Source organism: Hymenobacter setariae, from assembly GCF_007713685.1.
GTDB classification, from domain to species: domain Bacteria; phylum Bacteroidota; class Bacteroidia; order Cytophagales; family Hymenobacteraceae; genus Hymenobacter; species Hymenobacter setariae.
Genome location: NZ_VMRJ01000002.1, coordinates 652,754 through 665,867, shown reverse-complemented (window position 1 = coordinate 665,867; position 13,114 = coordinate 652,754). Strand labels below are relative to the sequence as shown.

General features: G+C 56.6%; 13 protein-coding genes. 7 read left to right on the top strand and 6 right to left on the bottom strand.

Annotated features, from left to right (window positions below; genetic code table 11):
- Positions 1–18: 18 nt before the first annotated feature.
- From FNT36_RS09180 to FNT36_RS09160, 5 genes are all read right to left on the bottom strand, one after another.
- Positions 19–3,168 (bottom strand): SusC/RagA family TonB-linked outer membrane protein, encoded by a 3,150-nt coding sequence (locus FNT36_RS09180; RefSeq protein ID WP_233635802.1) that lies wholly within the window; start codon positions 3,166–3,168, stop codon positions 19–21.
- 265 nt (positions 3,169–3,433) lie between these two features.
- Entirely contained in the window at positions 3,434–4,462 is a 1,029-nt protein-coding gene (locus tag FNT36_RS09175; protein WP_144846648.1) for a FecR domain-containing protein, read from the bottom strand.
- A 114-nt stretch (positions 4,463–4,576) separates the two neighbouring features.
- Complete coding sequence (locus tag FNT36_RS09170) at positions 4,577–5,176, bottom strand: RNA polymerase sigma factor (protein ID WP_233635801.1); 600 nt, start codon at positions 5,174–5,176, stop codon at positions 4,577–4,579.
- A 521-nt stretch (positions 5,177–5,697) separates the two neighbouring features.
- Entirely contained in the window at positions 5,698–6,903 is a 1,206-nt protein-coding gene (gene hmpA / locus FNT36_RS09165; RefSeq protein WP_144846644.1) for an NO-inducible flavohemoprotein, read from the bottom strand.
- A gap of 53 nt (positions 6,904–6,956) precedes the next feature.
- Positions 6,957–7,418 (bottom strand): RrF2 family transcriptional regulator, encoded by a 462-nt coding sequence (locus tag FNT36_RS09160; RefSeq protein WP_317129602.1) that lies wholly within the window; start codon positions 7,416–7,418, stop codon positions 6,957–6,959.
- Between the two features lie 182 nt (positions 7,419–7,600).
- Between FNT36_RS09160 and FNT36_RS09155 the strand changes: the two genes are divergently transcribed.
- From FNT36_RS09155 to FNT36_RS09135, 5 genes are all read left to right on the top strand, one after another.
- Complete coding sequence (locus FNT36_RS09155; protein ID WP_144846640.1) at positions 7,601–8,335, top strand: hypothetical protein; 735 nt, start codon at positions 7,601–7,603, stop codon at positions 8,333–8,335.
- A 10-nt stretch (positions 8,336–8,345) separates the two neighbouring features.
- On the top strand, positions 8,346–8,600 hold the full coding sequence (locus tag FNT36_RS09150) for a hexameric tyrosine-coordinated heme protein (protein ID WP_144846638.1): 255 nt from the start codon (positions 8,346–8,348) through the stop codon (positions 8,598–8,600).
- A 74-nt stretch (positions 8,601–8,674) separates the two neighbouring features.
- Positions 8,675–8,938 (top strand): DUF2024 family protein, encoded by a 264-nt coding sequence (locus FNT36_RS09145; protein WP_144846636.1) that lies wholly within the window; start codon positions 8,675–8,677, stop codon positions 8,936–8,938.
- A 26-nt stretch (positions 8,939–8,964) separates the two neighbouring features.
- Entirely contained in the window at positions 8,965–9,252 is a 288-nt protein-coding gene (locus FNT36_RS09140) for a hypothetical protein (RefSeq protein WP_144846634.1), read from the top strand.
- On the top strand, positions 9,242–9,868 hold the full coding sequence (locus FNT36_RS09135) for a MarR family winged helix-turn-helix transcriptional regulator (protein ID WP_144846632.1): 627 nt from the start codon (positions 9,242–9,244) through the stop codon (positions 9,866–9,868). The genes FNT36_RS09140 and FNT36_RS09135 overlap by 11 nt, the downstream gene beginning before the upstream one ends.
- 50 nt (positions 9,869–9,918) lie before the next feature.
- Here FNT36_RS09135 and pdxR read toward each other — a convergent pair whose 3' ends face one another.
- Positions 9,919–11,400: a MocR-like pyridoxine biosynthesis transcription factor PdxR gene (gene pdxR, locus FNT36_RS09130; protein ID WP_144846630.1), complete on the bottom strand. Its 1,482-nt coding sequence runs from the start codon at positions 11,398–11,400 to the stop codon at positions 9,919–9,921.
- A 154-nt stretch (positions 11,401–11,554) separates the two neighbouring features.
- Between pdxR and FNT36_RS09125 the strand changes: the two genes are divergently transcribed.
- Both FNT36_RS09125 and FNT36_RS09120 read left to right on the top strand, forming a co-directional pair.
- Entirely contained in the window at positions 11,555–12,046 is a 492-nt protein-coding gene (locus FNT36_RS09125; RefSeq protein WP_144846628.1) for a cupin domain-containing protein, read from the top strand.
- Positions 12,047–12,073: 27 nt separating this feature from the next.
- Complete coding sequence (locus FNT36_RS09120) at positions 12,074–12,976, top strand: dihydrodipicolinate synthase family protein (protein WP_144846626.1); 903 nt, start codon at positions 12,074–12,076, stop codon at positions 12,974–12,976.
- Positions 12,977–13,114 lie beyond the last annotated feature (138 nt).

Below are 13,114 nucleotides of genomic sequence, written 5' to 3'. Positions count from 1 at the left end.
TACGAGGGTGGGATAGAGTTACAGGCCCAATTGAAGTCCAAATAGAACTTGCGTGGTAGAAGGGTAGTATTGGCGGTTGCTATTGATGCCCGGATATAGCCCATTGATAGGCAGAATGTCGGGGTCGCCGCCAGTGTAGCTCGTCACCGTCAGAATGTTCTTAGCGGCGGCGTACAGGCGTAGCGAGCGGGCATACTTCGAGGTAAACTGGAAGGTGTACCCTAAGCTCACGTTGTCGAGCTTCACGAAGTCACCCTTTTCCAGGAAGTAATCCGAGAGCACGTTAGTAGTCGTGGGATTGGTGAGTTTGGCGTATTTACTGTCGCCATACGCCGAGGTTAGTACGTTAGCATTAGACTGCGTAGCCGGCGTACCTAGGTAGAAGGCGCGGGTGTTAAATGCGTCAAACCCCAACACGCTTCGAATGAAAATGGCCGCGTCAAAGTTTTTGTAAGTGAATGTATTACCCAAGCTTAATGTGTACTTAGGTAAACCATTACCTACTACTTGTCGGTCAGCTAGGGTGGCTTGGTTGCCTACAATAGTGCTGCCATCCTGAGCATACACTAGCAGGCGGCCTTGGTCGTCGACGCCGGCTGACTTCAGCATATAGAACGTACCGATACGCTGACCTTCTTGCAACCGCTGCGCGTTGCCCGGCGAACCTGGTGAGGGCAAACCCACTACATCGATATAGTTCTGTCCTTGATACGCATTATTGGAGAAGGACACGAACTTGTTTCCATTGGTGGCCCCGGCAAAAGAGATGGCGTATTGAAAGTTAGGCTTACTCACAATGGGGGCATTTAATTGCACTTCTACCCCCGAGTTATCTAGACTGCCGACGTTAGCATACGTTTGTAGCTGAATGTTAGGCGGCGCCACATTATAAAGACCGAGTAGGTCTTTATTGCGCCGGGCATAGTAATTTATGCTACCAGTAAGCTTATTATTAAATAAAGCGAAGTCTACCCCAATATTAAAGCTCTGAGCTTGTTCCCAGCGGAGGTCGCTGTTTTGGTTCTGATTAGGTCCGTATACTTGGTAATATGTGCCATTGAGCAAGTAATAGCCATAGCCTGTATAGGTTAGAAGAGACAAGTAGTTGCCAAACTCCTGGTTACCAGTTACGCCGTAGTCAGCTCGCAGCTTCAATTCGTTTATCCATTTTTGATTAGTCAAGAAGGCTTCCTGACCAATACGCCAGCCTACGGATACAGCTGGGAAGTCACCCCACTTATTATCGGTTCCGAATCTTGTAGAGCCCTCGTGACGCAGGCTGGCCGACAAAAGGTAGCGGTCTTTGAAGGAATAGTTGACGCGTCCAAAAAAGGCAATCAGTTTCGAGTCATTCTTATAGCTGCTGCCATCATTGCGCCCCGCTACTTGTCCGTAGAGCCCGGTGCCAATGTTGTTATAAGTAAGCGCATCGGACGGGAAATTGCGGTTGTAGATTTCACTGCCTTCCGAAACAAAATATTGGTACGAGTACCCCCCTAGGGCCTGTAAGGAATGGTCTTTTACCGTAAGTGTATAGTTGCCAATCCATTCTAGGCTGCGCTGGTCGTTGCGGCTATACTTGCGCCGGGCCGAATTCATACTGCCTTCGTTTTTGGCAGCGAATGTGGAAGTAGAAGGTCGAAAAAAGAAGTCGAAGTAGTCGCTGGTAAACTGCCCGTAGGTAACCTGTGTGTTCAGTGTGGGCAGAATATTGAGTTTAAAGGTGGCATCGAAGTTCAGAATTTTACCTTCTGTGCCGCTTAGCTCTGTCCGCAAACGCTCGGACGGATTGAATGGCCCATCAAAGCCCGACCTGATATCGTAGTAGAGATTTGGGTTAGTTGGATTCCGCACCGGAATGGTGGGGTTCAGCGTGAGCGCCTGCTCGAAACTGGCGTAATCCGCGTTGTTGGCGTTGATGTAGCGGGGTGCGAAGTTTAGGCCAATAGAGTAGAGCTTGTTGGCCGAATTATGGTTCAGAGAAATGCGTCCCCCGTATTCTTGACGGCCTGAGCGCACGTCAATACCCTTAGCATCGCGGTAGTCAAACGTAGCCCGGTAGTTGCTGTTTGCTGACCCGCCCGAGGCAGTGAGGGTATGCTTTTGCGCAAAGGCGTAGCTGCGCGAAATTTCGTCTAGCCAATTCGTTTTAGCACCGAAATCTGTACCACGTTTCTGGGTTAAAAATTCGTCGGCCGAAAGCACTTTGGGCTGCAGCGTGGCATAATCAAATGAGGCATACGTGTTGTAGTCCACCCGATTGTCTTGAGTGCCCTTTTTCGTGGTCACTACAATCACACCGTTGCTGCCGCGCGTGCCATAAATGGCCGAAGCCGCCCCACCCTTTAGTACATCAATCGACTCAATGTCGTTCTGGTTGATGTTTTCTAGGTTGCCGCCCGGTACACCATTGATAACAATGAGGGGCCCTAGGCCGGCATCACGCGACGATACTCCTCGTAACTGAACACTGGGCTGCGAGTTGGGGTCGGCGGCCGAGCCGTTAGCGATGGTTAGGCCTGCCACTTTACCCTGCAATGCTGTGAGTGGGTTGATAGCTCCAACTGTGAGAAGTTCCCGGCTGTTGATATGCGTAACGGTACTGGTAACTTCTCTCTTATCAAGTGAACCGTAGCCTATTACCACCACATTGTCCAGCGACTGGCTGTTTTCCTGCAGGGTAATGGCCAACGTAGTAGTTGCCTCGCGCACTGTTACTTCCTGCGGGCTGAAGCCAACGGAGCTGAATTGCAGCACACTGCCTTCGGGCACGCTTAGCGAAAACCGCCCGTCGCCATCAGTGGTGGCGCCCTGCGTGGTGCCCTTCACGATGATGGTAACCCCGGGCAGCCCCTCGCCCTTGCCTTGCGTAACGCGGCCTGACACGGGAATGTCAGCGGCCTTGGTATCGAGCTGCGGCTGGCTGAGAATCACCCGGTCTTTGCGAACTTCAAACAGAGTTTTACGCGGCGCTATCAGTTCGTTAAGCACCTGCATCAGCGGCTCGTTCGTAACGTGCAGCGTGACGCGCCGCTCGGAATCAATGAGCTGCGGACTGTACACAAAGTGCACATTCAACTGCTTGCCCAGCTGATTTAACACCGACTCGATAGTCTGTGATTCTGCTTGTAGCGTGACGCGCCGCTCCAGCACAGCTTGTTGTGCCATGGCGGGACGCGTGATGGCTGCGGCAGTCAGCGGTAAGGCCAGAACAGACTGAAGCGCTAACACCCGCAGGGGGTAGCCAAAGCGCCTTGAAACATGTAAGCTAATTTTCATGCACTGCAAACGATTGTGGTGGGAGATAAGGAAAGGGGGCTGTTTTGACTAGTAGTTGCTTAAAGGATTAGGCAACTTGTCATGATTGTTAAAAGCAACTTGACAGAAGAAAGAGAAAAGAATGTAGCACACCGCTGTGCACTACCAGCAGGGCTTAAAGAGCGCAGCCATTGCTGCGAAATCGAATCTGGGCATTGTCAACACTAGAGTAGCTTGCCCCAAGTGCTTGGCTGAGCATGTCGAGCTTTTCATAAAGCGACTCTTGGTAGAAAGTGACCGTGATAGTGCAGCTTGCCAGCTTGTTTTTATCGTAGAGAATGGTGACCCCATAAGCTTTCTCTAGCGATTGCAGCACTTTGATGACGGGCTGTTTTTCGAAAGTGAACACTTGCGGAGCTACCACTATCGGGTTAGCTACTAGCTTCTTCTGCAGTGAGCGCGGCGCTAGAGCCGAATAAGCAACCTGCTGGTTGGGCAGTAGCAGCACGCCCTCGGCCGCTGGCTGCACCGGGGTGGCACTCAGGTCTGCATTGTGGCGTAGCTGCACCGACACTCGGCCTTCCTGTACGGCCACCTCATTGGGGCGCCCTAGGTAGGCTTTTACTCGAAAGCTGGTGCCCAGTACCGTAGTCACAAGTTGCTCGGTATAAACAAGAAACGGCCGGGCCGGATTTTTGGCTACTTGAAAGAAAGCCTCCCCCTTAAGCCGCACCTCTCGGCGTGCACCCAGCAGGCCGGTGCGGTACTGCAGGCTACTACCCGGGTACAAGGTAACGCGGCTATGGTCGGCCAAGGTAATGACCTGTGGCTGCTGGCCAGCATTCTGCTGCTGCACCCAGGCCAGAGCGGCCGTATGTGTTTGCCGTCGCTGCGGCAGTAGCACGGCCAATGTTGCCCCCACCAGCAATAGCACTGCGGCGGCCCAGCGCATCATGGGCATGCGCCAGAAGGAAGCTGGGTGTTGTAGCACGCGGCTGTTATCGGCGGCGCTAGCGCCACGGGCAAGAACTTCAATTTGGCGCCACATCGCAGTCCGTACCTGCTCGTGCTCGTCCCTGGGTAGAGTTACGTTTTCGGGAGACCCAAGCTGCCGGCTCCACTGCTCTATCAGCTCGCGCTCGCCCGGCCGGCTAGTGCCGTCGAGGTAGCGCTGGTGTATAGCCTCAAAGTCAGATTCGGTCATAGCAGTGGCTTGAAGGGCGTCTAAAAAGAAAGACTCCTACCTCTAGCTTACCCCTAAAAAATTAGTCAAACTTTTTTTTCAGTCGTCCGTACTCGGCACGGAGGCACATTGGTTTTAGCGAATGAAAAGCAGCACAGGAGCTAGCACCACCAAGAAGTCGCGCAAATAGGTGCGCAGCCGCTTTAATGACTTGGTGAGGTGGTACTCCACGGCTTTGGGTGTGACGTCTAGGCGGGCTGCTATCTCTTCCACAGATTGGTGCTCTAGGCGACTTAGTCGAAACACCTCGCGCGATTTTTTGGGCAGCAATTCTACCCCCCGCAAAAAAGCAGCTGATAAGTCAGCCGCCGCTAAGGCATCTTCGGTTTCGTGCGTCGCTTCAGTTACTAGGTTGCGGCAGTAGTCGGCGTAGTGTGCCCGCACTCGGTGCGCCCGGATATAGGTAAGCACCCGGTGGTTGATAGCCACCAATAAGTATTCTTCTAGCTGCGCAATAGCCTGTTGGTCGCGCTTGTGCCAGAGCGTAGCAAACAGCTCCTGCACTAGCTCTTCGGCTATCTCTCGTGATTTTAGCTTGCGGTAAGCCAGCGCAAATACCCGGTACCAGTACCGCTCATACAATTCGGCAAAGGCTCTCCAGTTGTCCAGCGCCACTGCGTCTAGGAGGGCAGCATCGGTCCAGGAAGTATAAAACCGAGGAGACGAAGAACTCACAAGTGCAAGCAATACAAGTGAAAATACCAAGGAAGAGCACGGTAAATATACTGTTTTGCAGTGAAATAGTAATAGCTAAAACCTAGCGCTTTATTTAAAGCTGAACAGGCTGCTACTCTTATGCTATATCATTCATTTACAAATCTCAGCCGACCGTAGCTGTCCCTATGTACACTGTAAGGCTTCAACTGCTGATTATGATTTCTCTATCAAGAGTCAGTTCCGTTTCAGTATCACCTAGGAGGCTACTCGATTGCCTAAAATCCTTTTGCCTTAAGGCAGAAAATCAGCATTGCATATTCGCTGGCTGCGCCATAACACTGGCTGCGCCATAACAGCTGTATTCACCGAGACTTTACATGGCAGGAGTAGGACCTTCTTGCCCTAGAAACGCTTTGCGGATTGCTGCATAGCTATAAGCCGTGCTTCGTTAAACCTTACCTCTGCACGAGGCCGCTTATCTTCTTACCTGCTCAGCGCTGGCCTCGTGCAAAGCACGCCTGCATAGTCACCTAGCTTATCTACACACTCAACGTTGCCGGCCCAAACTCTTCGAAGTGAATGGCCTCGCGTGGCACACCTAGGGCCGTCAAATCCTGCACCTGCTTGCGGATGAAGGGCGCCGGGCCGCATACGTAGTAATCGGCTTCGGACAGCAACGTGTTGCCGTTGAGTTGCTGCAGGTCAACGATGCCGGTGTAATGGTTCTTGGCTTCTAGGCCGGGGGCTAGAGTATCGTAGAAAATGTGCTGCTGCACATTGTCGTAGCCTGCCACCAGGTCGGCCACTGGCTCCCGAAAGGCGTGCACTTGGGCATTGCGGCTGCCGTGCACCCACACTACTTGGCGGGGGCTGCCGGTCAGGGTGAGGTAGTCGAGCATGCTCAACAGTGGAGTTTGGCCCACGCCGCCGCTCACCAGCACCACAGGGGTTTGCTTGGTGGTTTCCAGGGTAAAATCTCCGGCCGGGGCAGCTAATTCGATAATGTCGCCTTCGTGCACAAAGTCGTGGAGACGGTTGCTAATCATGCCGTTGGGGTGCTGACTTCCGGCTTCTTTCTTCACTGAGATGCGGTAGTACTCGCCATTGGGTGCGCTGGAAAGACTGTACTGGCGGGGCTGAAACAGGTTCAGCGCGGGCAGAAACAGGCGCACGCTCACGTACTGGCCGGGCAGAAAATCGGCTACTCTACCCCCATCAGCGGGGTACAGGTAGAAGGAGGTGATTTCCGTGGACTCAGCTACTTTCTGCTTCACGGTGAAGGGGCGCCAGCCCGTCCAGCCGCCTTCCTGGCTTACTGCTTTTTGGTACAGTCCGCTTTCCAGGCCACTCATCAGTTTGGCCAGTTGGCCATAAGCCACGGTCCAGGCGTCGAGTAGCGCGGGAGTGGCGGCCTCACCCAGCACTTCGCCGATGGAGGCAATCAGGTGCCGGCCCACAATGGCGTAGTGCTCGGGCCGAATGTCGAGGCTGACGTGCTTATGGCCGATTTTGGTGACGGCATGTACCAGCACCGAGGGGTCTTCGATGTTCTCGGCGTAGGCCAGCACGGCCATGGCCAGCGCCGTTTGCTGCTTACCGGTTTGCTGGTTGCCCATGTTGAAGACGTTCTTCAGCTCGGGGTTGTGCTCGAACATGCGGCGGTAGAAGTGGGTGGTGAGCGCCACGCCGTGCGCGCGGAGGGTCCCGACGGTGGCCGTAACGAGGGCTTTTTGTTCGGTGGTCATAAGAAGGGAAATTAAAGGATAAAATTGTCCGGTATGTAGGCAAAAAAAGGGCGCTAACCGAATTGCTTTAAAAAGCCCAAGCCCTCCTGCACCTTACTCGCCAGCTCGCCGATGGTGTGCGTGCGCAGCAGTTCATTAAGTTGGTCGCGGATGGGCAGAAACTGGTAGTGCATGGGGCAGGGCTGCTGGGCCGAGCACTGCGGCAGCCCTAGGGCGCAGCCTTGCAGCATGGCGCCACCATCGATAGCCACCACTAGCTGGCGGAGGGTGACAGTGCGCAACTGCTCGGGCGTCAGCTCGAAGCCACCGGCGGGGCCCTTCACGGAGGTTAGCAGCTGCGCGCGCACTAGCTGCTGCAATATCTTGGCTGTAAAGGCTTCGGGTGAATCGATTTCGGCGGCAATGTCTTTCAGGCCCACGCGGCGGCCGCTGGCAGATTGCTGCCCGATGTATATCGCGGCCCGAATCCCATACTCACACGCCTTGGAGAACATACCTAGTGGTTTTGATGGCAAAGCTAGAACATGAATCAATACCGGACAAATTTATCCTGTATATTTTTCTCGGTGTCCCTGGGTGCTTACCGAGGCACTGGGCCAGTATTTATATGCTACCTGGTCCAGTGCTGAAATGCAGTTAACTGGTTAGGAGTGCCAACTACTTTTGTCTCGTTCTCCAACCACAACTTATATCCCTCATGAAAAAGCCCTTGCTTACCCTGGCGCTACTTAGCGCCCTGGCTGGCAGCAGTTTCGCGCAGTCTTCAGGCGCGGCCTACCAAAATACTGACTACACCCCGAAGAAAGCGGCCATTAAATATTTGCCCGAGCTAGAAACGCTGGTTTTCGAGTTTCAGGTGGCTGGCAACGCCGGCAAAACCCAGCCCAAGCCTGCCGGCAAAACCGACGGCGCGCCAGTGCTCGGCTACGTCTTCCCCACTACGCTCAAATCCACCGATATCGGCATGGGCGCCACCGACGGCATCGTGGCCATGGCCCTAACCTCGCACCCCGACTTCGAGGACACCCCGCTGTGGGACGAAAACGGCGATGGCAACTACACCAACGACGGCCTAGTGTGGCACGCCCACTGGGTGGTGCTCATTAAGGACAGCCGCGTGGCGGGCGGCTTCTCGGTGAAGGAATTTGACCACATGGGCGCCGCACCCAAGCTGCCGCCCACCAGTGCGCCCGGCATGCACATGTACATGGACTCGCCCGGCTTCACCGTCACGATGCAGGGCAACACCGGCCGCGTGGTGGTGCCGCTCAACCGCATCAATCGCCGGCGGGACTTCAAATTCGACCTCGTGACCTGCTATATGGAAGTCAACGCCTCCGACAAAAAGCGCCCCATGCTAGGCGTGTACCAGGTGTACGGGGTGATGTCCGGTAATCTCTCGCTGCCCTACTCGGTGGCCGCCACTAACTAACCTCCACGTCATGTCCGATTTGCAACTAATCCCCGGTAATAGCCTGCTCACGGCTACCCCGGAAGAAGGCCGCCAGCTTGCCGTCAAACTCGCCCGCCTTATCATCAAGCTCACGCAGCCCGACGACGAAAAGCGCCGCCAGCAACGCGCCATCTACGCCGACAATCCGATGATGCTCATTAGTATCGGCCAGACGGTAGCCGCCGAATTTGCGACTATCGCCGCCGCCAACAACTACTGGCGCGACCAGCCCGAAACCCGCTAGCCTCTCCTCTTTTCAAACAAACCTTAGCCAGCTTCTCGACCTGGTTATTCTCTCACTTTTAATTCTTTACAATTATGGAAGTTGCCGTTTATGACACCTACGTCTCCAAGAAAGACGGTTCGGTTATGCACTTTGACATTCTGGTGTCGGATGAAGCAGCCAGCAAAGAGCAGGTCTACCAGTTTGGCCGCCAGTACCTCGCCACCAAAGGCCAGGAGGGCCAATCCCTAGCGGCCAAGGAGTGCCGGTTTTGCCACATTGAGGAGCCCACCCAGGAAGTGGTGGACGCTATTAATGCCCAAGGGTATTACATCATTGAAATGCAGGGGTGCCAGTAGGCGCCCCTATTTTCCTACCCCCTATCATGGCCCCATCTGTTTATAAACCCATCGATTGCGGCTTTCACGATGTGCTGGAAGCCACTATTACGCAGCGCACATACACGCACCTGCAATATTTCACGGACCTTTGGGAGTTCACCACCGTTACCGGCCTGCTCAAAAACTTGGTTAGCGAGCGTAACGCGGAAGGCCTCGCCGAATACCTGGTTATCGACACCGGCGAGCGTATTCGGCTCGACCGGGTGGTGAACGTGAACGGCACCTTTGCGCCGCCTTTTCGCCACTACCACGATTTCACCTGTGACTGCTGATTCCGCCGACAGCCCGTTCGACCCCCACCGGCAAAACCATCCGCCGGACCTCGACCACAAGATTGTGGCTTCGCTCGAACGGCTGAGCGGCGTGTTTCGCCACTTGCTTTGGCAAGAAGCTACTCAAAGTGGACTGAGCCCGTTGCAGTTGCAAGTGGTCGTGTTTCTGCGCTTTCACGCATCGGGTCAGGGTACCGTCAGCAACCTAGCCCGCGAGTACCAAGTGAGCCGCGCCACCATCAGCGACGCGGTGAAAACGCTCACCCAAAAAGCGCTGGTGAGCCGCCACGCCGACCCGACCGATTTGCGGAGCCATTCGCTCCGGCTGACGCCCGCCGGTGAGCAGCTGGCCGACCAGAGTAGCCGCTTTGCCGCGCCGCTTAGTCCGCCCGTAGCTGGCCTGCCTGCCCGCCAAAAGCTAGGTCTGTATTTAAGCTTGCTGACGCTGCTGCACCAGTTGCAGCAGGCGGGTACCATTCCGGTGCAGCGTATGTGCTTTAGCTGCCGCCACTATGGGCGCCGGCCCGGCCAGCACTTCTGCCACCTGCTCAACATTCCGCTCGAAGGCCCTCAGCTCCGCATCGATTGCCCGGAGCATGACGCCGCGCTTTGGTAGCGCGGCGTTTGCGTTTACGCTTTCTACGCCGTGGCTTTCTTGCTGCTGGCCTAGCCTCTAGCTTCCATCTGACGTAGCACAGCACCGAGTTGCTCTACGCCCTGGGCTAGTTCGGCGGGCGTGAGAGCGGCGTAGCCCATGCGCACGGCGTTGGCAGCCGGCCCGGCAAGGTAGTAGCGGCTGCCGGGCGTAATCACCACTTTGCGGCGCGTCGACTCTTCAGTCACGTACTCTAGGTCCACATCTTCGCGAAACTTCACCCACAAGGCCATGCCACCGGCGGGCAGCACAAAATCCACGTAGTTGCCCGGCATCTGGCGCAACGCCTCGGCCAGCGCGTCGCGGCGGGCGTGGTACTCGGCGTGGGCCCGGCGCGTGTGCCGCTTGATTTCGCCTTCGTCAATGAGGTCGGCTACGGCCTGCTCCAGCACGGTATCACCTTGACGGTCTATCAGCGCCCGCAGCCGACCTAGGGCCGTGATGAAGGCCGCGGGGCCGGTGACGTAGCCGATGCGCAGGGCAGGCGCAATCAGCTTAGAGAGCGAGCTGATGTAGATGACCACGCCGTGCGGGTCGGCCGAGGCTAGCGGCAGCATGGGCTGGTAGTGAAAGTGAAATTCATGGTCATAGTCGTCTTCAATGATGGCCACGCCGTGGCGGGCGGCCAGCGCCAGCAGCTGCACGCGCCGCGCCGCTTTCAGCGTCACGGTGGTTGGGAATTGGTGGTGCGGCGTCAGATACAAGGCGCGCACCTGTTGGCGCTGGCACAGGGCTTCTAACTCATCCACGCACAGGCCTTCGGCATCGACTGCTACCGGGGCCAGCTCTGCCCCTAGGAGCCGGAAGGTTTGCCAGGCGGGCGGATAGCCGGGGTTTTCTACGGCCACCACGTCGCCGGGCTTGATAAGCAAACTGGCCGTGAGGTACAAGGCCATTTGGGTGCCGCGCGTCAGGCAGATGCTGGCCGGGGTCGTGCTCAGGCCGCGGTCTTGGTTGAGCATGCGCGATAGAGCTTCGCGCAGCGGCAGGCTACCTAGAGGGCTGTCGTAGCCCAGTTGGTTGCGGCGGCCGCGGCCCTGCATCACGCGGCGGTAGGCGCTGGCCAATGTGGCCACGGGCGCGAGCCGGGCATCGGGCGTGCCGTCATTGAACACCAGCGCGCCGGGTATGGCAGTGGGCGGTTGCTCTAGCTCGAAGGGGTCTTGCCACCGAAACCCAGGCGCTTCAACTAGGCTGCTCGCGGCGGGCGCAAAGGCCGTCGGGCTGCTTTCGGGCAGCCGGCTCGATACGAAGGTGCCGCGGGTAGTTTGCGACTCCAGCCAGCCCTGAGCCAATAGTTCCTCATAGGCTAACACCGCTGTTTTTCGATTCACGCCCAGCTGCTTAGCTAGCTCCCGGGTGCCAGGCAGAGCGGTGCCGGGTTGGAGCCGGCCGCGGCGGATTTCAGTGGCAATCAGCTCGCTGATTTGCAGGTACACAGCGCGGCCCGCCGCGAAGGTTGGATGAAAGTTGGTATCCCAGGCGCGTAGCATACTGGACCCGTTTGTTTGTGGAAACTGGATGAATAGAGGGGGCCAAGCTACGCACACTTTTGCAGAGTCAAATGCAGGCACCCACCTGACCCGGGATGCAAAACAGGCCGTTGCCGGCGCCACCCCATGGTTTCACTTTTTCCTACCTCTTTTTATGAATACCACCGCCCTCGACCAGCCAATTGAGGCCACAACTAAAGACAAGTTCCAGTCCGCCGATTTTCACCGCACCTACGCCCGGCCCGAAGTCCGGATGCCCGAAAAGCTGCACCACCCCAACGTGGAGCAAGCCGGTGCCCACGACCAGTTCTCAACCGAGCGCAAGCACCCTGTATTCTTCGTGGACCTGCCCACCGTGGCCCTGAGCATGACCATCGGCGGGCTCCTGCCGGGCCAAGTCACCAACCAACACCGCCACACCTATGAAACGGTAATTTACGTCATTGAAGGCGAGGGCTACACCCAGATTGAAGACCGTATCGTGGAGTGGAAAGCCGGCGACGCTATCTACATCCCCATCTGGGCCTGGCACAACCACGGCAACCGCAGCGAAACAGTTGGCGCCCGCTACATCGCCTGCGAAAATGCGCCCCTGCTGCAAAACCTAGGGGTAGCCCTGCGCGAAGAGCGCGGCCGCGACCTGTAAACCACTGCCTTTAAAACGACTTTTTCGATGAATCCGAACGTCCCTTTTCGTGGCATCATTGCCTACCCCATCACCCCCTTCACCACCGACAACGCGGTAGACCTGCCTACCTACCGCCACCTCGTGGAGCGCCTCGTGGCCAGCAGCTCGCACGGCATTGCCCCGCTCGGTAGCACCGGCGTGCTCCCCTACCTCACCGACGACGAGCGCGACGCCGTAACCGAGGCAACCTTGCAGCAAGTAGCCGGCCGCGTACCGGTGCTAGCGGGCGTATCGCACCTCACCACGGCCGGCGTGGTACGCCACGCCCGCTTTGCCGAGCAGGCTGGCGCAGCCGCGGTCATGGTCATCCCAATGAGCTATTGGAAGCTAACTGACGACGAGATTTTCCGGCATTACGACCGAGTGGCCAGCGCCATTTCGGTGCCTATTATGGCCTATAACAACCCAGCCACGGGCGGCTTGGATATGTCGCCCGCCCTGCTCAAGCGTCTGCTCGAAATTCCGAACGTGACCATGATAAAGGAAAGCACCGGCGACGTGCAGCGCATGCAGGCCCTACGCCAACTGCTGGGTGAGGACGTGGCTTTCTACAATGGCTCCAACCCACTGGCCTTAGCCGCTTTTGCGGCCGGCGCTACCGGCTGGTGCACCGCTGCCCCTAACCTCATCCCAGAACTGAACCTAGGTCTGTACGAAGCCGTGCAACGCCAGGACCTAGCCGAAGCACGGCAGCTTTTTTACCAGCAGTTTGAATTGCTGCAATTCATTGTGGCTAAGGGATTGCCTCGTGCCATCCAGGCCGGCTTGCAGCTGCAAGGGCAAGCAGCCGGTGAGCTACGTGCCCCACTCGAACCCCTAGCGGCCGGGGAGCAGCGAGAACTAGCGCGACTGCTAGCACGCGTGCAATTGCCCGCTAGCGTGGGCTAGGTAAACTAGCATAAGAATGTGTTTGCAATTTCAATTTTAGGGTCCTGCTCATCTGGCAGTCACTCATCTAACATGGCGATTTTTTAATTCTCAAACACACGCTAGGCACTTAATCAACACAAAAAAGCCGCGGCAATT